This window comes from Pinisolibacter sp. DMC100, assembly GCF_056313705.1.
The window spans coordinates 1,160,146-1,178,336 of the sequence record NZ_JBQUZT010000001.1; the positions used below are offsets into that span (position 1 = coordinate 1,160,146).

Sequence of the window (18,191 nt, forward strand, 5' to 3'; positions counted from 1 at the left end):
CGTCCCTCGTCAGTTCGCCGCGAGACCGGCGGCACGATCGACGGGGGAGCCGAGGGTGCGCTCGATTTCGAGGAGGAAGTCGGCGACGAGCGTCTCGAAGCCGACGCGGACGGCGATGTCGCCGTCGGGCGGAAGGCCGGCGCAGAGGGTGCGGAGGATTCGCGCCTTGGCGCCGAGGTCGCCGAGGCGTGCCGGCGCGGCGGCGAGGATCTGGCGATCCAACGCGAAAATCGCCGTCGTCAGCTCATCGTCGTTCGACGGAACCGAGCCGAAGCGCTCGGCCAGGCGATCGAACAGGGCGACGCGCTCGGCGTAGAGGCCGGAGATCACGGTGGAAGAGGGCGCCAGCGCGGCGCCGGCCTTGAATCCGCGCGGAAGGGAACCGGGTCGACGGTTTCGGGTGGTCATCACGGCGCCCCCGAGAAGTCACCGCCCTTGAACGAGCGGCCGGTGTCGAGCGGAGCCTTGGCCGGTTCCGCACGGGTACGGATGATCAGGGGTTGAGCGTCGAGGCTCGACTGCAGGCGAGCCCGCATGCGCATGACCTCGGCGTCCATTGAGGCGTCGTCGAGCTGGACCTTGATATCGAACGGGTCGGGTCTCTCTCTGGGGAGCGGCGGAATTCCGCCCCGCTCGCCAGGACGGCGGGGCCGCGGCTGCGGCATCATGTAGTGACGGAGCGGCTGGAGATCGGAGTCGGGGATGCCGGGGGAGGGAACCCAGTCCGGCAACGGGTACGATCGCGCGATTTCCTGTCGCCGCCGCAGTTCTTCCACCTCTCGCGACGCGGGGTCGTTCCATCCCCACACGCCATAAGAAGCGGTCGGAGCGGAGTGATACCGGGCGGCGAAGAAGCTGTTGGGGTCGGTCTGTGAGGTCGCGAGCGCGGCCTTCGCCTCGGGCGACGTCGCCGAGGGGCCGACCGCCAGCCACTGCACCACACCATCGACGGTGCCGAGGTCCCGGACCTTCTCGGAGAGGTCTTGGAGGGAGACGGAGGCCTCACCCGCCTTCGTCGCGACACCCTCGAGAAAGGTGGTGACGCCGGCTGCGTCGAGGAGGCGCCCTGTCGCGACCGCTGCGGAGTTGAAGGCGTTGCCGAGCCGGTCGACGGCGGCCTGCGCATCGGTGACCTTGCGGGCCGCTCCGCTCGCGATGGTGCCGCCGGCTTCGGCCGCCTTGGCGATCAGCTGCCGATAGATTTCGCGGTGTTGCAGAAGGGCCGTGAGGCCGCGACGAGCCTCTTTGTCACCGAAGATCCTGTTCACTTTTTCCATGTCGCCGCCGACGGCCCGCTCGGCGAGGTCGATGAACGTGTCGAACGTGTTCTGACCGGCCTTCTTCCCCTTGGCGAGAGCCTTGGGAAGGTCGACGCCGAACTCTTTGGACATGCGCTTGATGGTCTCGTCCGTGTCGATCTTGCCGAGCACGTCGGTCATGCTGGCGGCGGCTTCTTCGGCCGTGCCGGCGTTCTTCTGAATGACCTGAAGAGCGGCGCCGACGTGGGTCAACCCCTCGATTCCGAGCAGGCCGCGCGTCGCCGCAAGGGGCGCGATCGACGGCAGATAGCGGCTCTGGTCTTTCAGCTCGAAGCGGCCTTCGTTGCCGAGGAAGGCCGCCACGTCGAAGGCGCGCTCCATGTCGCCGCCCGCGATCTTGAACGATGCGCCCATGGCGTCGGCCGTCTTCGCGATGTCGTCCACCGCGGCATTGGTGGCGAGCGCCGTCTTCGTCACGGTCGGCAGGAACGCCATCGCCTCGGGGAGCTTGCGGCCGGCAGCGACCAGGGTTTCCAGGCCGCCGGCAACGTCACCGATCGGCGTCGCGGCATCGGAGGCGATCTTGCGAACCGCTTCTCCGGCCCGTTCCATCTCCTCGCGGGTGGCATCGGCGATGATGCCGATGTTGGTCATCTGCCGATCGAACTTGGCGAAGTCGGTGAAAGACTTCGCCACGGCAGCGGCACCGATGTAGGGCGCGGCCACGCGGGCACCGGCGGTGATCGCGCCGGCCACCTGCGCTCGATGGTACCGAGCCGTGATCTGCTGGGCCTTCTCGTCGATGCGGCGTCGTTGCGCCGCGGCGCCCGCCGCACGATCCAGCGCGGCAGCTTTCGCTTCGAAGGCCTTGAGGCGCGCCGCTGCCGAGTTGAGCCCGGCGGCGGTTTTGTCTTCGGCGGAGAGCCGCAACTTTGCTTCGACGACCCTAGTCATGCGCCGATCTCCTGTTCGTTCTTCGCGGTGGTGCGGGAAGCCGCGCGCTCGATGGCCAGGGCGAGGTTGATGCGGGCGTCCGACGACAGGGCGAGCCCGAGGGCATCCTCGAGCACCCGCACGCCGACGACGCCGATCGGCACGCCGAACAGGCGGGCGAGCAGCCGACCGAGGCTGTGGCCTTGGGCGAGGGTGTCGCGGTTCTGATTCTGGACGTACCAGTGAGAACCACCACCCCAGACCTGAGCCCATCCACCGACGAGACGGGCGTCGAAGCCGGCGGCGGCGCGGTTCTTGCCGAAGACCAGGCGTATCAGCGCGAGCGCGAGACGGCCGTGCTCGAGCACCGATCCGAGCCGCACGCGGGTGTTGAGCGGATCGCCCGCCACGGCGAGGAAGGGGCCGGGCGGCTCGATGTGATCCCACGACCGCACCAGGCGATCGATGGTCAGGTCGACGCCGCGGCCGGCGAGCGGTGAGCGGCGTGGCAGACAGTGCGAACCCAGATTCGTGGTCTTCCCCCGAGCCTCGGCGGGGGTCATGCCGGCGAGACCGTGCGCGTGTGCCGTCTCGCACCAGGGACACCAGAAGCCGAACTGTGTGGCCTCTTCGCCGAGCGGCGCGACCACCGCGGCGCGGAAAGAGGGAGTGGCGGTGGTCATCGGCGCGCCTCCGAAGTGTGCGACCGCGCGCCGGCCTCGACGAAGGAGACGAGATCGGCCTCGGCGTAGACGACGCGGCGTCCGACTTTGCGATAGGTCGGACCACCGCCCGTCACGCGCCACGCCTGCAAGGTCCGATGACTCACGCAGAGCTTTTCCGCTGCGGCCTTCTCGTTCATCAAGAGTGTGAGTGAGTTCATTTTCATTCTCCTCGAAGTCTAGCGACATGAAAAGTCGTCTCTCGCCTTCAAAGGAACGAGGAAAATGCGTGCCAGACAACGAATTTGCTTCCAAGAAAAACCCCGCCACAGGTGACGGGGTTTTCCTCCGAAGCGTGTTGACCCGGTTGACCGATACACGGGTCATCACCGACCGGCGGGTGCGAGGGCGGTGGTCATGCGTGCCGCGCCGCATGACCGGCCACGAACTCGGCGGCGGCTTCGACGATCGCAACGAGAAATTCCTCGATGGTGTCCGACCCGAGGAAGCCGTCGGCGATTTCGGCACGAACCACCGCCAACGCCCCGGCGATTTCATCAGGCGCCCGCGGTGGGCTGGCAATCATCCGACGCTCGAGGTCGGCGATCTGTTCGAGCCGCGGCACGTCATCGTCCCAGGACGGCCCCGTGACGGTCTCCACCACCGCGGCGCGGTAACGAAGAAGGTCGAGGAACCCGCCGCCGAACGTGCCGGACGAGGCGAGCGCTGCCTCGATCTCGGTCGGGGTCGCCGGCCTGACGTTGGGCGTCAGGCTGTCGACGACCCAGGCCGGCACGAAGTCGGCGCCGACCCGGCCCTGATCGTCGACGACTTCGCCGGAAGTGAGCCTGTGGAAACGAGCATCGTCTGCGCTCGTCAGGGTGACGACGATTCCGTTGCGCCATTCGGCGGCGGTGGACGTGGGATCGGTGTTCGTCATGGCTCTTCCTCCTTGCTGGACACGGGGTCGATGGCCCGTTCACGCTGCGAAACGGTCGAGTGCGGCGTCGATTTCGGCCGCGCGGCGGCGGGCAAAGCGCCAGTCGTCGCAATAGGTGAGCATCGCCTGCTCATGGAGCAGTGCTTGGCCGGCGGGGGAGGCTTCGGCCGCGGCGCGACGCGCACGGGCGGCGTCGAACGCGGCGCGCTCGGCTTCGCGGCACAGGAATGCGGCGCGCTGCTCGCGGGCATCGTCCCACAGACGGCGGAGGATGTTCGCGAGCCGCTCGCGCAACCGCGCCGGCTCATGCCGGTACCATTTGCGGTAGACCACCCAGGCGTCGGCCATGATCGCGGCCCGATCGAAGGTGCCGGCGGTGGTGATCAGCGAGCGAGTTGCGATCGAGAGGCGCATGGTGAGGAACCTTGTTCAAGTCACCATTTTGGTATAACGTTGCGCGTAGAAAGTCAACATTTTTAGTGTAAGGTAGCTAGAAAATGTCCATCTCTGACGGGCAATGCCGCGCCGCTCGCGCCCTCTTGGGGTGGACGCAAGACGATCTTTCCACCAAGGCCGCGGTTGCGAAGAAGACGATAGCCGACTTCGAAACCGGCAAGCGCCAGCCCTACGACCGCACACTCGCCGACATCCGTGCGGCGCTCGAGGGCGGTGGTGTTCTCTTCATCGACCAGAACGGCGCCGGCCCCGGCGTTCGGTTGCGCGACCGTGCCGAGGGTGACAAGGCCTCCTCGCCATGAGCCCGAATGCGGGTCTCGATCCGTTGGGCCGGCCGGCGTCGGGGTTCCGCCTGATCGGTTACGACGCGGCACCGATCGCTGCAGAACTCGCGGTCGTCCTCGACCCCGACCCGACCACCGCCGACGAGCCGCCGATGCTCACAAATCGGCTGGTCGATGCGATCGCGCGTCTCGACGAAGCCGCCGCACTGTGTCCGGTGAATTCCGCGCGCTCGCGCGAGATCGGGTACCACCGCGACCCGGCGCTTCGCTTCGCCTTGGGCTGCGATGTCGCCACCGAACGACGGTGGAGAGCGATCGTCTCGCGGGCCTTCGCGCGTGCCGACGCCGTCGCATGGTGTGAAGGCAACAGGCGCGGGGATGGTCGCTATCTGGCCGAGAAGGCGGAGGACATGGCGCGATGTCGCAATGCACTCCTCGACCTGACGTTCTGTACCGACTTACCCGAGACGATCCTCAAGCACAGGGCCGGCAATGAACTCCCCGGGGATTGGGTAGCAGACCTCAACAGGGCGGCGGAAACTCTTGAGCAATACGAAACGATCGCGAAGGGGTTGGCGGCGAGCATCAACCCGCGCGGGCGACCACGCGTCGTCGCTCGGACGCACTTCGTCCTTCGGATCGCCGCCGCCTATGCCGTTCTGACGGGAGACGTGCCGCAGTTCGACGGTGGGAACGATGATGACGCGCACGACGACCACGGACAACGCAAGCGACCGGAGAAAAGGTGCTGGCACGACCTGATCAAGGCGGCCCTAGACGTCGCCGAGATCAGGGGCGATCAGCAGGTCAATTCGATTCTGAATCACGCCCGACAGGACGACCTCATGGGGGACGTTGGTCGCGTCCGTTGGCTTGCCGACCAAGCGCCGCTCGGTCTGTGGTCGATCGAGGTCGGTAGCTGGCCCGCCACCGGCCTGGAAATCGACGTCGGTCTCGACGTTCGGAGCCCGCCGGAAACGCGCGAGGAAGCATACGAGCACCCCGGGACGAGGTTCGCGGGAATCGGCCGGCTTGGCCGCCGCGGCGAATAGGACCACCGCGCATCACGCGGTGGTCACCTCCGCCGTCCGCTTCGCGATCTTCGCCACGGTCGCTCGGCTACACCCCGTCGCCGCCTGAATGGTCGACCACGAGGCGCCGGAGCGCAGCATGGCGGCGATGCCGTCGTTTCTGGCGATGTTCTCGGCGCGGCCCTTGTACTTCCCCTCGGCCTTGGCCTTCGCCTGTCCTTGGGCCTGCCGGCGGCGGCGATCGTCGTAATCCTTGCGGGCGACGGCGGCGAGGACGTCGAGCATCATCCCGTTGACGGCGGCGAACATGCGGGCGGTGAATTCGTCGGCCGGCGCGGCGAGCATCCACGACGTGGGGAGATCGAGAGCGACGACGCGGACCTGTCGCGCGTCGAGTTCGGAACGCAGACGTTGCCAGTCGGCCGCCGTGAGGCGCGAGAGCCGGTCGACCTGTTCGATCAGCAGCACGTCGCCGGGTCGGCAGTCGCCGAGGAGGCGGAACAGCTCCGGCCGGGCGAGCTTGGCGCCGCTCTCGTTCTCCACATAGGTCGCGGCGATCGTGAGCCCATGCTCGGCGGCGAAGGCTTCGACCTGTGCCCGGGCGCGGGTGGCGTCCTGTTCGTCGGTCGAGGCGCGGAGGTAGGAGCGGGCGAGCATCGGAAACCATCCATCGGTTCACTTAGGATGGTTTTATCCTATCAGTTCATTTTGAATGGTCAATACGGTATTTTTGAACCGGGCTCGCGGTGGTTTCGTTGGGGTATACCTATAGCGAACTCAATCGTCCGAGCGGATCGACGCATCGACGACAGTTGAAATTAAGCGTTCGACGCGTAACTCGACGACCACGTCTGGGTGTTCGCGCTCAACGTCGGCGAGAAGCGTCTTCCAGAGCGGAGTGGAGCCGGCAAAGCTTGTTTCCGCGAAGGCGCGCGACAGCCACGGGACCAGTCCCTGGCCGAAGGAATCGGCATAGACGAGGAGGCGTCCGGTCGCGCCGGTGCAATGGAAGTGGATCGGGTCGCCTCGATTCGTCGGAGGCTCCATCACTGGGTCGCAGGTCCCGATGCCGCTCGGTGGCGGACTGAGCGTGCGTTCGACGGCAGGAAGGCCGGCCATAATCGCGAGATCGCCCTCGTGCGCGGTCTCGACGAAGGTCGGGCGGACTATGGGTCGGCGGCCGAGGGCCGCGAGAATCGCGACATGCCCTGCCCAGGCTCCTGCAGCGTTCCAATGGGTGTCCTGGCGATAATAGACCTGCTCTTGACGCTGAGCGTCGAGGAGTGCCGGGCGCAGATCGAGGAAGGGGATGCCTGCCGCCTTCATCCGCTCCGCCACCTGATCGAGCTGCGAGGGCCCGGCCCGGCGCCGCAGGCGCTTTGGCATCAGATCGGGTCGAACCGTGTGCTTGTCCGGCGCGATCACCATCAGATAGGCGATGCCGCGCGCGGCGAGGCGAGAGGCGCGGCGGTGACGTTCGTCGATGAGAATGTGGAGTTCGTCCGTACTCAAGGGCAGAACACGACGATAGAGATCAAGCGAGTTGTCACCCGTGTAGAAGAGCCAGCCGTCCCCCCCCTCGATGACCTGGTTGGTCGGCAGTCGTCCCAGTTTGCGGCTCAGCGTGAAGTCCAGATGCATAAGTGGCTTGCGCAGGCCAAACACGTCGCGCCAGAACGACTCGAAGGCGGGCGGGAACGCCTCCCAAGCGGCCGCCGTCGTCGGCAGGGCCGGTGCGGGGGCGATCTGTCGCTTTTCCGTCCCGGGCAGTTCGACCCGTCCGAACAGGGTGACGAGGGGCGGCAGGCCGGTGCCGATCGCCAGGAGGGCGATGAGGGTGAGGCCGTAGAGGCGTCCGATGCGCATCGCCAGATCCTCAGAACCGGAAATAGATGAAGGGATTGTAGGTCCCGGCCGCGATCCGCGCGGCGGCGGCGACGGCGATCACCGTGAGAACGATGAAGCGCAGGGCGAGGATACCGGGCGATATCGCCGCCATGTCGACGCTCTCGATCGGTGGATCGAGTTCGCCACGCCGCTGACCGGCCCGGCAACGCCAATCGGCGGTCAGCCGCGTGAAGAGGCCTAGGGCGGCCGGCACCGCGATCGCGAAGGTCACCAGAACCTGCGAATCGACGAACTCCCACAGGCTCGCCGGGTCGGCGCCTGCCGCTGGGCGCACCATGGCGGCGAGTTGGGTGAAGGCGGCGTTCATGTCGGCGGCGCGGAAGAAGACCCAGGCGCAGCCAACGACGGTGAGCACGTAGGCCCGCGCCAGAGCCGGTGGCAGACGATCGACGAAGCGACCCCAGGCGGTGCGTTCGAGGCCGAGGAAGAGGCCGTGGAGCAGCCCCCAGATGACGAAGGTCCAGGCGGCGCCGTGCCACAGGCCGCAGACGAAGAACACGAAGAACTGGTTGAACCAGATCCGCCATTCCCCCACGCGATTACCGCCGAGCGGCACGTAGAGATAGTCACGCAGAAAGTTCGACAGCGAGATGTGCCAGCGCCGCCAGAACTCGCGTATCGATCTCGCCCGATAAGGATAGTCGAAATTCTCCAGGAAGTTGAAGCCGAACACGCGGGCCAGCCCGATCGCCATGTCGGAATAGGCGGAGAAGTCGAGATAGATCTGCAGCGCGTAGGCGACGACGCCGATCCAGGCGACCTCAGGCGACAGTCGTTCGGGCGAGAGCGCGAAGACACCGTCGGCCACCTCGCCGAGCGGATTGGCGAGGATCGTCTTCTTGCCGAGGCCGGCGATGAAGCGCTCGATGCCGGAGGCGGCGAGATCGAGCCGGAAGCGTCGCTTGGTCAACTGCCTGTAGATGTCGTGGTAGCGGATGATCGGTCCGGCGATGAGCTGAGGAAAGAAGGCGATGTAGAGTGCGAAGTCGATCGGATTGCGCTGGGCGACGGCGTCACGACGGTAGACGTCGACGACGTAGGAGAGCGCGTGGAAGGTGAAGAACGAGATCCCGAGCGGCAGGTGCGGTGCCTCGAAGACGAGCGGACTGACGCCGAGGGGAGCGATGAGCGCGGCGAGATTGGCGACGAGGAAGCCCGAGTACTTGTAGAAGCCGAGGAGGCCGATGTCGGCGGCCACCGCCGCCGCCACCACGACCTTGCGGCGCGCCGGCGACGTCGTCGCCTCAATCGCGAGGCCGAAGACCCAATTGACGACGATCGAGGCGATCATCACCAGGAAGAACAGGCGCTCGCCCCAAGCATAGAAGGCGATCGAGGCGGCGAGCAGCACCGTGTTGCGCGCTCTGCGCGGCGCCAGCGCATGGGCGGCGAGCACCAGCGGTAGGAACAAGAAGAGGAAGACCGGGGAACTGAAGACCACGCGTGCACTCCATGTGGGAGTCTTTGCGGGAGGCTGGCATCGTCCGAGCGGGCTGACGATTGGCGGATTTGGGGTATTTATTGTTGCATCTCGGCACTGTCGATATCAATCGATGTGTTCGTTGAAGGCTCGCATGTGTGACAGTCGCGACGGTTCTAACGCCGCCTTGCGCGTCGCGTCCACCTCCAACGCCGCCAGCCACATCGGCAGGCGCTCGTCGAGGGCCGATCCGGGCGCCGAAAGTGCCGGCGCGATCTCCGTCCGCAGCACTTCGAACTTGAGGCGGCGACCGGCGGACGTCCAGGCGGGCGCCAGCATGATCCGATCGACGACGGTCGCCATCGCGACGGACCACTCGGTGATCGCCTCGTTGTTCGACAGGTCGGTCGCCCGGAGGGCGAGCCAATCCCGATAGAGTTCGACGAGTTCACCGCCCTCGGCGCGATCGTCGTAGACGGGCAGGTTGGCGACGGCCGAGCGACCGAGCAATTCCAGATCGAGCAGGATCTGAGCGAGGGCCGTCGACCACTCCGGCGAGTCCGACGGCACGGCCCGCAGGAGCAGCACCATGGAAGCCGTGGTCGGGATACTCTTCGGCGAGCCTGCCCTCGCGCCAGGCGCGGCGGGCGTTTACGCGCTGCCTTGCTGCATTTCTCTCTGGCCGAGACGGTATCGATTACATCCTCGGCAAGATGGTGGCGGGCTACGAGTGAGGCATATGGCCTAGGATCACAATACCGGTGCGCGCTTCGACAAGGTGCGGTCCCATGGATTGCTCGCGCCGTCGTCCGGAAGATCGGAGAAAGCCAAATCGATCGCATGGCGATCCCATACCTTGCGACTGTCGATCTTTTTCGGCTTCGGCATGAGGTGCCGGGTGACAAGTTCGTCAAATTTCGTCGTGCCGACGCCGATATACCGCGCGGCCATCTCGCGGGAGAGCCCGCGGGGAGCCCATGCGATGGCGTCTGATTTCATCTCAGCACGGGGCATTCGAGCTCCTCCCAGCCTACGATGCTGTCCAATATCGGTATGGTGCCGTCCGCTCGCGCTGGTCATGCCGCCTTGCGCGTCGCGTCCATTTCCAACGCCGCCAGCCACATCGGCGGGCACTCGTCGAGGGTCGAACTGGGTGCAGACCGTGCCGGCTGGATCTCCGTCCGCAGAACCTCGAACTTGAGGCGGCGCCCTTCAGCCCCCGCGGCCCTTCGACGTCAGGATGCTCAACGCTGGGACCGCCTTGAACGTGTCACTTCCCTCCTGGCTCACAGGAGCACCGCAGAGGAACTGTGAAACGCGTTTCGACGAGAGGAAGCCGGGCGTCTTTCCGCCTCCGAGGTCGTAGTGGAGCGTATGTCCGGCGATGACGCCCGTGCGGTCGTCATGAGCGGGGATGCGCGTCGGCCGATCGGGAATGCGAAGCGCCAGATGAAGTCCGGTCGACCAGCCTCGCGCGAGGCGATGCGGGGCATATTCGACGCCGCTCTCGACCTTGATCTCGACAAGCTCCGACCAATACCGTTCGTCACCGAGGGGCTTGCAGGACTGTCGGAACAGCTCGATTGCCCGGGAAACCTCTTCCCGCGTGTATCCATCCCCCGACAGGACGAGGGAAGGCGCTGCGCTGACCATTGGTGAGACGCACAACAGGGGCAGCAGCATCGCGAACAGGACAGGTCTGCGCATGGTCGATCTCCAGGAAAATACGACCAACGATAGGTTTGTGGCCGACGCATGTCGAGAGGTTGAGCACAGAGGCGGAGAGGAGACGATGCCATCGAGAAGACGCAGATCGGGACGCCAGCGCATCCTGCTGCGGCTTGCCGACACCGAGGCCAAGCGGTGAGAACGCTCACGACGACTGCTATTGGTTCCAACCGTTGATCGGCTCCACATCCGCCGTCCGACCATCGAGCGATGCAGAGAGTGAGTGCCCGACGGATTCCGCGAGCGAGCGCGTCGGCCCTTCATCCGCGTTCACATACCGCGCAGACATCGCGATATCCGAATGCCGGAGCACGTCGCGAATCTGAAACGCGTTCCCGCCCGTCCGCGAGGCGGTGGTGCCGAAGGTGTGCCGCAGGTCGTGCAAGTGCACGTCGTTGAGCCCGGCACGCTTTCGGATGCGCTGCCATGCTCGTTGCATGACGGGCGCGGCGAGGTGCCGCGTCGGGTCGCCGAGGCGAGGGAACACCCACCGAGACCCCTGCACCCGCCCCCATCGCCCCAACACCTCGAGCGCGGACGTCGCCACCGGATGCGGTTTGCGCCCGCGCCCCTTCTGGTAGGGGAGCGCCAGCGTGCCAGCGGCGAAGTCGACGTGCTCCCATTCGAGTTCGAGGATTTCGGAGAGCCGCGCGCCGGTCAGCAGGAGCACCCGCACCACCGCGACCGTCGTCGGATCGACGGGCGTCAACCGGTTCTCTGGCTTCGCCAGATGCTTCGCCTTCTCCTTCGGCTTGGTCTCGTCGACCTCCCACGGCAGGCCGATCGTCTCGGCCTCGTTGAGCGCGGCGCCGAGGCGGCCGATCTCCTCGGGCAACAGGAAGCGGTCGCGTGCTGTCTCGGGGTTCTTCTTCACCTTGGCGCAGGGGTTCAGGCCCTCGGCGCGCATTCCCCACTCCTCGGCGAGCGCCAGCGCCTTCGACAGCACCACGATGACGGAGTTCGCCTGTCGCGGCGTCTTGCGCATCAGGAAGTGGACCCGGCGGGCGTCCTGCGTGTTGAAGCTCTCGACCTTCAGCACGCCGACCTCCGGCCGCAGATGCTTCGTGATCAGGCGCTTCTGTTCCGCGGCGGTGGTCCGCGAGAGGCGAGGCAAATGCTCCTCTTCGTAGCGGTCGAACAGCTCGCCCATCGTCGCGCCGGCTCTCCGGTTGCGGCGGTCGGCGAGAGGGTCGGCGCCCGACTGGACCGCGACCATGACTTCGCGCGCCTTCGCCCGCGCCTGGTCGGGCGTGAGCACCCCGTGGCGCCCCAGGGTCAGACGGCGGTCGCGCGCCTCGGCGGTGCGATAGCGCAGCACGTAGGACTTGACGCCCGTCGGCATCACGACGAGGCCGAAGCCGGGGATTTCGTCATCCCAGACGAACCGCTTGGTGTCTGTCGGCGCGGCTGCGTCGACCAGTCGTTTGGTGATCTTCGGCATGATGCACTCGTCGGACGGGCTGCCGTCCGGATGGACGGGAAGCCAGGGCGCGCCGTCCGCGCCAACACATTGAAATCACGAGTCTTGGACGGCGTTGGGCGGCTGGACGGCGCATCGCGCCCCATATGGGGCCTTCGACACCACCGCTTCAGGAGGCCGAAAAACCATTCCAAGCCGTCGGCCCCTCGGTCAGGACCCGATTCCAGGTCACCATAAAGTCACCAGAAGAGCAAGAAAGTCACCAAACTCGCCGGTAGTGGGACGAAGAGCGGTGATTGCATAGGTATCTGTTATATCGTAGACAATCGAATTGAACGGTGTTCGACGGAAGCCGATGGGAAGGGCACTTTTCGCCTTCCCAAGCTGAATGTCGTGGGTTCGATCCCCATCGCCCGCTCCAGTTTCCCCTCGGAAACCAGAGCTTTGTCGCCGTCTCAGGCCGCGAAGACGTCGCCGCGATCGGTCGGCGTGCGCGTGCCGGCCGCGACGCCGCGCGCGACGGCGAAGACGAGGAGTCCCTGCGCCACGAGCCAGAAGAGGCCGGCGAGGGCGGCCGCCTGGGCCGGTTCGGCGAGGAAGGGCGCGGCGAGGCGGACCGCCGTCGCGGCGAGGAGGAGGCCGGCGGCGAGGTCGCTCGACCGGTCGATGCCGAGTGCCCGGCCGTCGTGGCTGCGCAGCACGCTCGCCTGCACCGCCCCGCACATCAGCCCGAGGACGCCGCTGCCGAAGGCGTGCAGCGCCGCATCGGCGAAGCGGGCGTCGTCGAGGACCATGCCGAGGGCCGCGAGACCGAACCCGATCGGCAGGAACAGCGCCCCGACATGGATCGCCGCGATCGAAGGGCGCGACAGCGTCGTCGTGCCGTGCCAGCGGCCGATGCGGGCGCAATGGACGAGCGCCGCGACGATGAGCAGCACCGCCGCGACCCGGCCGGGGGCGAAGACGAAGCCGGCGAGGGCGGCGGCGGTGGCGACGCCGACCAGCCGTTCGAGCGCCGGCGGCGCGGTGGCGTCGATCGTCACGCCGCGCGACAGCGCCAGATGCCGGGTCAGCGCCGGGGCGATCCGCCCGGCCATCAGCGTCGCCACCCCGAGCGCACCGGAAAGCCCCAGCCGCATCGCCGCTTCCGGCGTGAGGAGACCCGCCATGAGCGCGAGGTCGGCCGCCGCGAGAACCCCGAGGAGCAACGGCACGATCCGATCGCGCCGGTCGCCGTGCCCGAGGATGACGGCACCCGCGCCGATCGCCGCCGCCGCCGTCACCGCCGCCGACAGGGCGAGGCCGAGCGGCGCGAGCGGCACCGCGATCGTCGCCGTCAGCGGCATGGCGATACGGGCGGCGAGCCAGCCGGCGGCGAGCAGGAGGAGCACGGGCGGCCGGATCGGCGCCGCGCCGGTCCAGCGCGGCAGGGCGGTCAGCATCACGCCGAGGAAGGCCGCGAGGAAATGGCCGTGCAGCATCTCGTGGGCGTGCAACAGGCTCGCGCCGGGGCCGAGCCCGAGGCCGCCACCGAGGCGGTCGAGCACGACGACGAGCGCCGCCGCCGACCCGCCGAGGGCCGCCAGCGGGAAGAACACCCGGTAGGGCCGCAGCCGGGCATGGGGCGGTCTCACGGCGTCCCGCCTTCGCCCGTCCATTCGGCCGGCGGCGCGACACCGGGGAGACGCAGCAGGGCGAGAGCCCGGCCGGCGATCTCCTCGACGATCGCCTGGACCGAACCCGGCTTCAGGTAGAAGGCCGGCATCGGCGGCATGACGATGGCGCCGTATTCGGTCACGGCCGTCATGGCGCGCAGGTGGCCGAGATGCAGCGGCGTCTCGCGGGTGACGAGCACCAGCGGCCGGCGTTCCTTGAGATGCACGTCGGCGGCCCGCGTCAGCAGGTCGGACGGGATGGTCGCGGCGATCGCCCCCAGCGTCCGCATCGAGCAGGGCGCGACGATCATGCCGGCGCCGGCGAAGGAGCCCGAGGCGATCGATGCGCCGATGTCCTCGATCGGATGGACGGCGTGGACGAGCCGGCCGAGCCGGGCGAGCGCGTCGGGTCCGACCTCGTGGGCGAGGGTGCGTTCGCCGGCGCGGGAGACGACGAGATGGGTCTCGATCGCGGCGGCGGCGAGCCTCTCGGCGATCGCGACGCCGATCGCGGCGCCCGATGCGCCCGAAATGCCCAGCACCACGCGGGTCGGCCTCGGCTCGCTCATCGCCCGTCGTCCTTCTTCGCCGCGGGGTCGAGGCCGAGGCTCGGCCACAGCGCATCGACCCGGCGGATGGTCGCCTCGTCGACCGCGAGCACCTCGGCCCAGTCGCGTTCGGTCTCGGTGCCGATCTTGGTGGTGGCGTCGATGCCCATCTTGCCGCCGAGCCCGGTCTTGGGCGAGGCGAAATCGAGATGGTCGATCGGCGTGCGGTCGACCAGCATGACGTCGCGCCCCGGATCGGAGCGGGTCGAGACCGCCCACATCACGTCCTCCCACGAGGTCACGTCGATCTCGGCATCGACCACGATGACGAGCTTGGTCATGGTGAACTGCGGCAGGATCGACCACAGGCCCATCATGATCCGCCGCGCCTGTCCGGGATAGCGCTTGTCGATGGCGATGACGGCGATGCGATAGGAGCAGGCCTCCGGCGGCAGGTGGAAGGCGACGACTTCCGGGAACTGCTTCTTGAGGATCGGCATGAACAGGCGGTTCATCGCCTCGCCGATCCGCGACGGCTCGTCCGGCGGCCGGCCGGTCCAGGTCGAGAGCCAGATCGGCTTCTCGCGCATGGTGATGGCGGTGACCCGCATCACCGGGAAGGGCTCGACGGCGTTCCAGTAGCCGGTGTGGTCGCCGTAGGGACCCTCCGGCAGGGTCTCGGTCGCCGAGACGAAGCCCTCGATCACCATCTCGGCGTCGGCCGGCACCGACAGCGGCACCGTGCGGCACGACACGAGCTTCGCCCGCTCGCCCCTGAGCAGGCCGGAGAAATGCAGCTCCGAGAGGTTCTCCGGCAGCGGCATGACGGCGGCGAGGATGGTGCCGGGATCGGCGCCGACGACGATGGCGACCGGCATGTCTGCCCCGGTCTTCGCCCAGGCCCGGTGATGCGCCGCGCCGCCGCGATGGGCGAGCCAGCGCATGATCAGCCGGTCGCGACCGGCGACCTGCATACGGTAGACGCCGACGTTGGCGCGCGCGGTGGCGACGCTGTCCGGCGGCTGGGTGACGACCATGCCCCAGGTGATCAGCGGCGCCGGCTCGCCCGGCCAGGCGGTCTGGATCGGCAGACGCGTCAGATCGATGTCGTCGCCGGTCAGCACGCGGGTCTGGACGCGGGCGGTGCCGACCCGCTTCGGACGGAGTTTGAGGGCAGCGGCGAGCAGCGGCAGCTTGGAGAGCGCGTCGCGCATGCCCTCCGGCGGGGTCGGATCGCGCAGCGCGGCGAGTTCCTCGCCCAGCCGGTCGAGCCCGGCCGGCTCGATGCCGAGGCCGAGCGCCACCCGTTCGACGGTGCCGAACAGGTTGACCAGAACGGGCACGTCCGAGATCGCGCCGGACGGCAGCACCGGGTTCTCGAACAGCAGGGCAGGTCCGCCGGCCCGCAGGACACGGCGGTGGATCTCCGCCATGTCGAGGTCGGTCGAAACCGGCTCGGTGATGCGCACGAGCTGCCCCCGCGCCTCGAGGAAGGCCACGAAGGCGGAGAGATCGGCGAAGCGGGGGAGGTCGCGATGGGGCACGAATGCGTCTTTCGTCTGATATGGACGACATCTAGCCGGATCGCGGCGCGGAGCGATTGACCTCGATCAACGGAGCCTCGACTGCGGCGAAGCGGCGCTGGCGAAAGGGCCGATTCGTCGTGGTCCGCGCCCCGCGATTTCTCGAAGTTTCATCGATCTTCGGAGGAGTTCCGTAAGAATTCGCGCGTAGTCTCGGCCGAAGTCCCAAAATCGCCCGTGACAGGTGCCGACCCTACGGTGACCCAAGGGCAGGAGCCGAGCATTCGAGATGACGAAAGCGAAGCGTGACCTCTGGACGGGTTGGGCGGCCGATCGACGAGGCAACGTCGCGGTGGTCTTCGCCCTGACCGTGTCGAGCGTGGTTCTGATCGGCGGCGGTGCCCTCGACCTGATGGCCATCACCTCCAACCGCAACTACCTGCAGGAGCGGGTCGACGCGACCGCGCTCTATGTCGCCAACGGCCTCAACGCCTCCAATGCCGGCTCGATCCAGAGCAAGGCCCAGGCGCGGCTCTCCTCGGTCGTCGACGCCAAACAGGGCACGCTGTCCGACGTCGCGGCGACGACGACCGGCACCACGCTGACCGTCTCGGCCAAGCTGACGACCAAGTCGAACTTCCTGTCGCTGATCGGCATGACGAACATGGTGGCCTCCGCCACCTCGACCGTGACCTGGGGCGACACCGGCCTCGAGATCTCGATGGTGCTCGACACCACCGGCTCGATGGCCGACAGCGGCAAACTCGCGGCGCTGAAGACGGCCGGCACGTCCTTCGTCAACTCGATCGCGGCGAAGGCGACCTCGGGCAACTCGATCAAGTTCGCGCTGGTGCCCTTCTCGAACTTCGTCAACGTCGGCTCGACCTACAAGAATGCGGCGTGGATGGATACGGCCGCCGCCTCGCCCAATCACTCGAGCTACTTCTCGGTGTCGAAGAACCGCTTCTCGCTCTACACCGCGCTGGGCAAGACCTGGCCGGGCTGCGTCGAGACGCGCCCCTCGCCCTACGACATGGACGACACCGCGCCGACCGCCGCCAATCCCGCGACGCTCTTCGTGCCGGCCTTCAATCCGGACGAGCCCGACGACGGCAGCTACCCGAACAACTATCTCGACGACGACATCCCGCAGAACTGCTTCTTCTTCTTCTGTTCGCCGTCGACGACCGATCAGCTGACGGAGATGCTGAACGCGTCGAAATACACGGCGTTGAAGAACAAGGATTTCTCCAACTCGAACTTCTACAGCAACTACCACGTCCCCAAGGGGCCGGGCTTCGGCTGCGACGCCAAGCCGGTGCAGCGGTTGACCACCGACACGACGTCGGTCGTCAACCAGATCAACGCGCTGACCGTCGCCGGTTCGACCAATCTGCCGGAAGGCGTCGCCTGGGGCTGGCGCATGCTGTCGCCCAAGGGGCCCTTCGCCGACGGCAAGGACTACGGCGCCGGCGTCGCCAAGATCCTGGTGATCCTGACCGACGGCACCAATGCCATCAACACCTTCTCGACGCCGCTCGGCGGTGCCTACTCGAGCTGGGGCTATCCCTATTCGAGCCGGCTGGGCAGCAATCCGGGCACCAACCTGCGCGACGGCCTCGACGCCAAGACGCGCACGGCCTGCAGCGCCATCAAGGCCAAGGGCATCCAGATCTACACGATCGGCCTGATGATCGACGATGCCGCCGGCCAGCAGCTGCTGTCGGACTGTTCGTCGGGCGCCGACTACTACTTCAACTCGCCGTCGGCGTCCCAGCTCGACGCGATCTTCACTTCCATCGCCACCAAGATCGTCAAGCTGCGCATCTCCAGCTGAGCGATCGCGGCCCGCGACGCGATCGACGGCCCTCCGCCCGATAGGCCACGAGGGCCGTCGTCGTTCGTGCTCACAGCGGCAGCGCCTGGGTCGCCTTGACCTCTTCCATCACGGCATAGGTCCGCGTCTCGCGCACGCCGGGCAAGGGCAGGATGACCTCGGCGAGGAAGCGCCGATAGGCCGCCATGTCGCGCACCCGCGCCTTGATGAGATAGTCGAAGCCGCCGGCCACCAGATGGCATTCGAGCACCTCGCCCGCCCGCTTCACCTGCCGGGCGAAGGCGTCGAAGACGTCGGGCGAGGTGCGGTCGAGCAGCACCTCGACGAAGACCAGCAGCCCGCGCCCGAGCTTCACCGGATCGAGCTCCGCCCGGTAGCCGAGGATGTAGCCGTCGCGCGTCAGGCGCCGCATGCGCTCGGCCGTCGCGGTGGCGGAGAGGCCGACCCGTTCGGAGAGATCGGTCACGGTGATCCGCCCGTCGTCCTGCAGCACGCCGAGGATCTTGCGGTCGATTCGGTCGATGTCGTCGTTTTCTTCGCCCATGGCCATGAGGATAGAGAAAAACATCGAGAGATGCCACGAGTTC

Annotated in this window: 20 protein-coding genes; 3 read left to right on the forward strand and 17 right to left on the reverse strand. The window is 67.4% G+C overall.

Going from position 1 to position 18,191, the window contains the following annotated elements:
* Positions 1-9: 9 nt before the first annotated feature.
* The 6 genes from ACT541_RS05330 to ACT541_RS05355 form a co-directional block, all read right to left on the reverse strand.
* Positions 10-408 (reverse strand): hypothetical protein, encoded by a 399-nt coding sequence (locus ACT541_RS05330; protein WP_476134857.1) that lies wholly within the window; start codon positions 406-408, stop codon positions 10-12.
* On the reverse strand, positions 408-2,213 hold the full coding sequence (locus ACT541_RS05335) for a phage tail tape measure protein (protein WP_476134859.1): 1,806 nt from the start codon (positions 2,211-2,213) through the stop codon (positions 408-410). The genes ACT541_RS05330 and ACT541_RS05335 overlap by 1 nt, the downstream gene beginning before the upstream one ends.
* Positions 2,210-2,875: a hypothetical protein gene (locus ACT541_RS05340; protein WP_476134860.1), complete on the reverse strand. Its 666-nt coding sequence runs from the start codon at positions 2,873-2,875 to the stop codon at positions 2,210-2,212. The genes ACT541_RS05335 and ACT541_RS05340 overlap by 4 nt, the downstream gene beginning before the upstream one ends.
* On the reverse strand, positions 2,872-3,075 hold the full coding sequence (locus tag ACT541_RS05345) for a helix-turn-helix domain-containing protein (protein ID WP_476134862.1): 204 nt from the start codon (positions 3,073-3,075) through the stop codon (positions 2,872-2,874). The genes ACT541_RS05340 and ACT541_RS05345 overlap by 4 nt, the downstream gene beginning before the upstream one ends.
* 194 nt (positions 3,076-3,269) lie before the next feature.
* On the reverse strand, positions 3,270-3,794 hold the full coding sequence (locus ACT541_RS05350; protein ID WP_476134863.1) for a hypothetical protein: 525 nt from the start codon (positions 3,792-3,794) through the stop codon (positions 3,270-3,272).
* Between the two features lie 39 nt (positions 3,795-3,833).
* Positions 3,834-4,208 carry a hypothetical protein gene (locus tag ACT541_RS05355; RefSeq protein ID WP_476134865.1) on the reverse strand — a complete coding sequence of 125 codons (375 nt, stop codon included), beginning with the start codon at positions 4,206-4,208 and terminating at the stop codon, positions 3,834-3,836.
* Positions 4,209-4,291: 83 nt separating this feature from the next.
* Here ACT541_RS05355 and ACT541_RS05360 point away from each other — a divergent pair, with 83 nt between their 5' ends.
* Positions 4,292-4,552 carry a helix-turn-helix transcriptional regulator gene (locus tag ACT541_RS05360; RefSeq protein ID WP_476134867.1) on the forward strand — a complete coding sequence of 87 codons (261 nt, stop codon included), beginning with the start codon at positions 4,292-4,294 and terminating at the stop codon, positions 4,550-4,552.
* A complete protein-coding gene (locus tag ACT541_RS05365) occupies positions 4,549-5,586 on the forward strand; it encodes a hypothetical protein (RefSeq protein WP_476134868.1) in 1,038 nt (345 codons plus the stop codon). Before ACT541_RS05360 ends, ACT541_RS05365 begins: the two co-directional genes overlap by 4 nt.
* Before the next feature lie 12 nt (positions 5,587-5,598).
* Here ACT541_RS05365 and ACT541_RS05370 read toward each other — a convergent pair whose 3' ends face one another.
* The 10 genes from ACT541_RS05370 to ACT541_RS05415 all read right to left on the reverse strand — a co-directional run bounded on the left by ACT541_RS05370 (position 5,599) and on the right by ACT541_RS05415 (position 15,788).
* The gene (locus tag ACT541_RS05370) at positions 5,599-6,222 is read right to left on the reverse strand and encodes a recombinase family protein (RefSeq protein WP_476134869.1); all 624 of its coding nucleotides are present in this window, start codon (positions 6,220-6,222) and stop codon (positions 5,599-5,601) included.
* A gap of 120 nt (positions 6,223-6,342) precedes the next feature.
* Positions 6,343-7,431 (reverse strand): alginate O-acetyltransferase AlgX-related protein, encoded by a 1,089-nt coding sequence (locus tag ACT541_RS05375; protein WP_476134871.1) that lies wholly within the window; start codon positions 7,429-7,431, stop codon positions 6,343-6,345.
* A gap of 10 nt (positions 7,432-7,441) precedes the next feature.
* On the reverse strand, positions 7,442-8,914 hold the full coding sequence (locus tag ACT541_RS05380) for an MBOAT family O-acyltransferase (RefSeq protein WP_476134873.1): 1,473 nt from the start codon (positions 8,912-8,914) through the stop codon (positions 7,442-7,444).
* 105 nt (positions 8,915-9,019) lie between these two features.
* On the reverse strand, positions 9,020-9,484 hold the full coding sequence (locus tag ACT541_RS05385; RefSeq protein WP_476134875.1) for a hypothetical protein: 465 nt from the start codon (positions 9,482-9,484) through the stop codon (positions 9,020-9,022).
* A gap of 159 nt (positions 9,485-9,643) precedes the next feature.
* Positions 9,644-9,892, reverse strand: coding sequence for a hypothetical protein (locus ACT541_RS05390; protein ID WP_476136040.1), 249 nt, complete (start codon positions 9,890-9,892; stop codon positions 9,644-9,646).
* Positions 9,893-10,105: 213 nt separating this feature from the next.
* Positions 10,106-10,600, reverse strand: coding sequence for a hypothetical protein (locus ACT541_RS05395; protein WP_476134876.1), 495 nt, complete (start codon positions 10,598-10,600; stop codon positions 10,106-10,108).
* Between the two features lie 178 nt (positions 10,601-10,778).
* On the reverse strand, positions 10,779-12,062 hold the full coding sequence (locus tag ACT541_RS05400; protein ID WP_476134877.1) for a tyrosine-type recombinase/integrase: 1,284 nt from the start codon (positions 12,060-12,062) through the stop codon (positions 10,779-10,781).
* 434 nt (positions 12,063-12,496) lie between these two features.
* Complete coding sequence (locus ACT541_RS05405; protein WP_476134879.1) at positions 12,497-13,675, reverse strand: NnrS family protein; 1,179 nt, start codon at positions 13,673-13,675, stop codon at positions 12,497-12,499.
* Positions 13,672-14,265: a UbiX family flavin prenyltransferase gene (locus ACT541_RS05410; RefSeq protein ID WP_476134880.1), complete on the reverse strand. Its 594-nt coding sequence runs from the start codon at positions 14,263-14,265 to the stop codon at positions 13,672-13,674. The genes ACT541_RS05405 and ACT541_RS05410 overlap by 4 nt, the downstream gene beginning before the upstream one ends.
* Positions 14,262-15,788, reverse strand: coding sequence for a UbiD family decarboxylase (locus ACT541_RS05415; protein WP_476134882.1), 1,527 nt, complete (start codon positions 15,786-15,788; stop codon positions 14,262-14,264). The genes ACT541_RS05410 and ACT541_RS05415 overlap by 4 nt, the downstream gene beginning before the upstream one ends.
* A 268-nt stretch (positions 15,789-16,056) precedes the next feature.
* Between ACT541_RS05415 and ACT541_RS05420 the strand changes: the two genes are divergently transcribed.
* The gene (locus tag ACT541_RS05420; protein ID WP_476134884.1) at positions 16,057-17,604 is read left to right on the forward strand and encodes a vWA domain-containing protein; all 1,548 of its coding nucleotides are present in this window, start codon (positions 16,057-16,059) and stop codon (positions 17,602-17,604) included.
* Positions 17,605-17,674: 70 nt separating this feature from the next.
* On the opposite strand, the gene ACT541_RS05425 is transcribed toward ACT541_RS05420, so the two are convergent.
* A complete protein-coding gene (locus ACT541_RS05425) occupies positions 17,675-18,172 on the reverse strand; it encodes an Lrp/AsnC ligand binding domain-containing protein (protein ID WP_476134886.1) in 498 nt (165 codons plus the stop codon).
* Between the last annotated feature and the right edge of the window lie 19 nt (positions 18,173-18,191).

Excerpts from the sequence above, each read along its gene's own strand:
- ACT541_RS05330 (WP_476134857.1), bottom strand. The coding sequence starts at position 408 with ATGACCACCCGAAACCGTCGACCCGGTTCCCTTCCGCGCGGATTCAAG.
- ACT541_RS05335 (WP_476134859.1), bottom strand. The coding sequence starts at position 2,213 with ATGACTAGGGTCGTCGAAGCAAAGTTGCGGCTCTCCGCCGAAGACAAA.
- ACT541_RS05340 (WP_476134860.1), bottom strand. The coding sequence starts at position 2,875 with ATGACCACCGCCACTCCCTCTTTCCGCGCCGCGGTGGTCGCGCCGCTC.
- ACT541_RS05345 (WP_476134862.1), bottom strand. The coding sequence starts at position 3,075 with ATGAACTCACTCACACTCTTGATGAACGAGAAGGCCGCAGCGGAAAAG.
- ACT541_RS05350 (WP_476134863.1), bottom strand. The coding sequence starts at position 3,794 with ATGACGAACACCGATCCCACGTCCACCGCCGCCGAATGGCGCAACGGA.
- ACT541_RS05355 (WP_476134865.1), bottom strand. The coding sequence starts at position 4,208 with ATGCGCCTCTCGATCGCAACTCGCTCGCTGATCACCACCGCCGGCACC.
- ACT541_RS05360 (WP_476134867.1), top strand. The coding sequence starts at position 4,292 with ATGTCCATCTCTGACGGGCAATGCCGCGCCGCTCGCGCCCTCTTGGGG.
- ACT541_RS05365 (WP_476134868.1), top strand. The coding sequence starts at position 4,549 with ATGAGCCCGAATGCGGGTCTCGATCCGTTGGGCCGGCCGGCGTCGGGG.
- ACT541_RS05370 (WP_476134869.1), bottom strand. The coding sequence starts at position 6,222 with ATGCTCGCCCGCTCCTACCTCCGCGCCTCGACCGACGAACAGGACGCC.
- ACT541_RS05375 (WP_476134871.1), bottom strand. The coding sequence starts at position 7,431 with ATGCGCATCGGACGCCTCTACGGCCTCACCCTCATCGCCCTCCTGGCG.
- ACT541_RS05385 (WP_476134875.1), bottom strand. The coding sequence starts at position 9,484 with ATGGTGCTGCTCCTGCGGGCCGTGCCGTCGGACTCGCCGGAGTGGTCG.
- ACT541_RS05390 (WP_476136040.1), bottom strand. The coding sequence starts at position 9,892 with ATGAAATCAGACGCCATCGCATGGGCTCCCCGCGGGCTCTCCCGCGAG.
- ACT541_RS05395 (WP_476134876.1), bottom strand. The coding sequence starts at position 10,600 with ATGCGCAGACCTGTCCTGTTCGCGATGCTGCTGCCCCTGTTGTGCGTC.
- ACT541_RS05400 (WP_476134877.1), bottom strand. The coding sequence starts at position 12,062 with ATGCCGAAGATCACCAAACGACTGGTCGACGCAGCCGCGCCGACAGAC.
- ACT541_RS05410 (WP_476134880.1), bottom strand. The coding sequence starts at position 14,265 with ATGAGCGAGCCGAGGCCGACCCGCGTGGTGCTGGGCATTTCGGGCGCA.
- ACT541_RS05420 (WP_476134884.1), top strand. The coding sequence starts at position 16,057 with ATGACGAAAGCGAAGCGTGACCTCTGGACGGGTTGGGCGGCCGATCGA.
- ACT541_RS05425 (WP_476134886.1), bottom strand. The coding sequence starts at position 18,172 with ATGTTTTTCTCTATCCTCATGGCCATGGGCGAAGAAAACGACGACATC.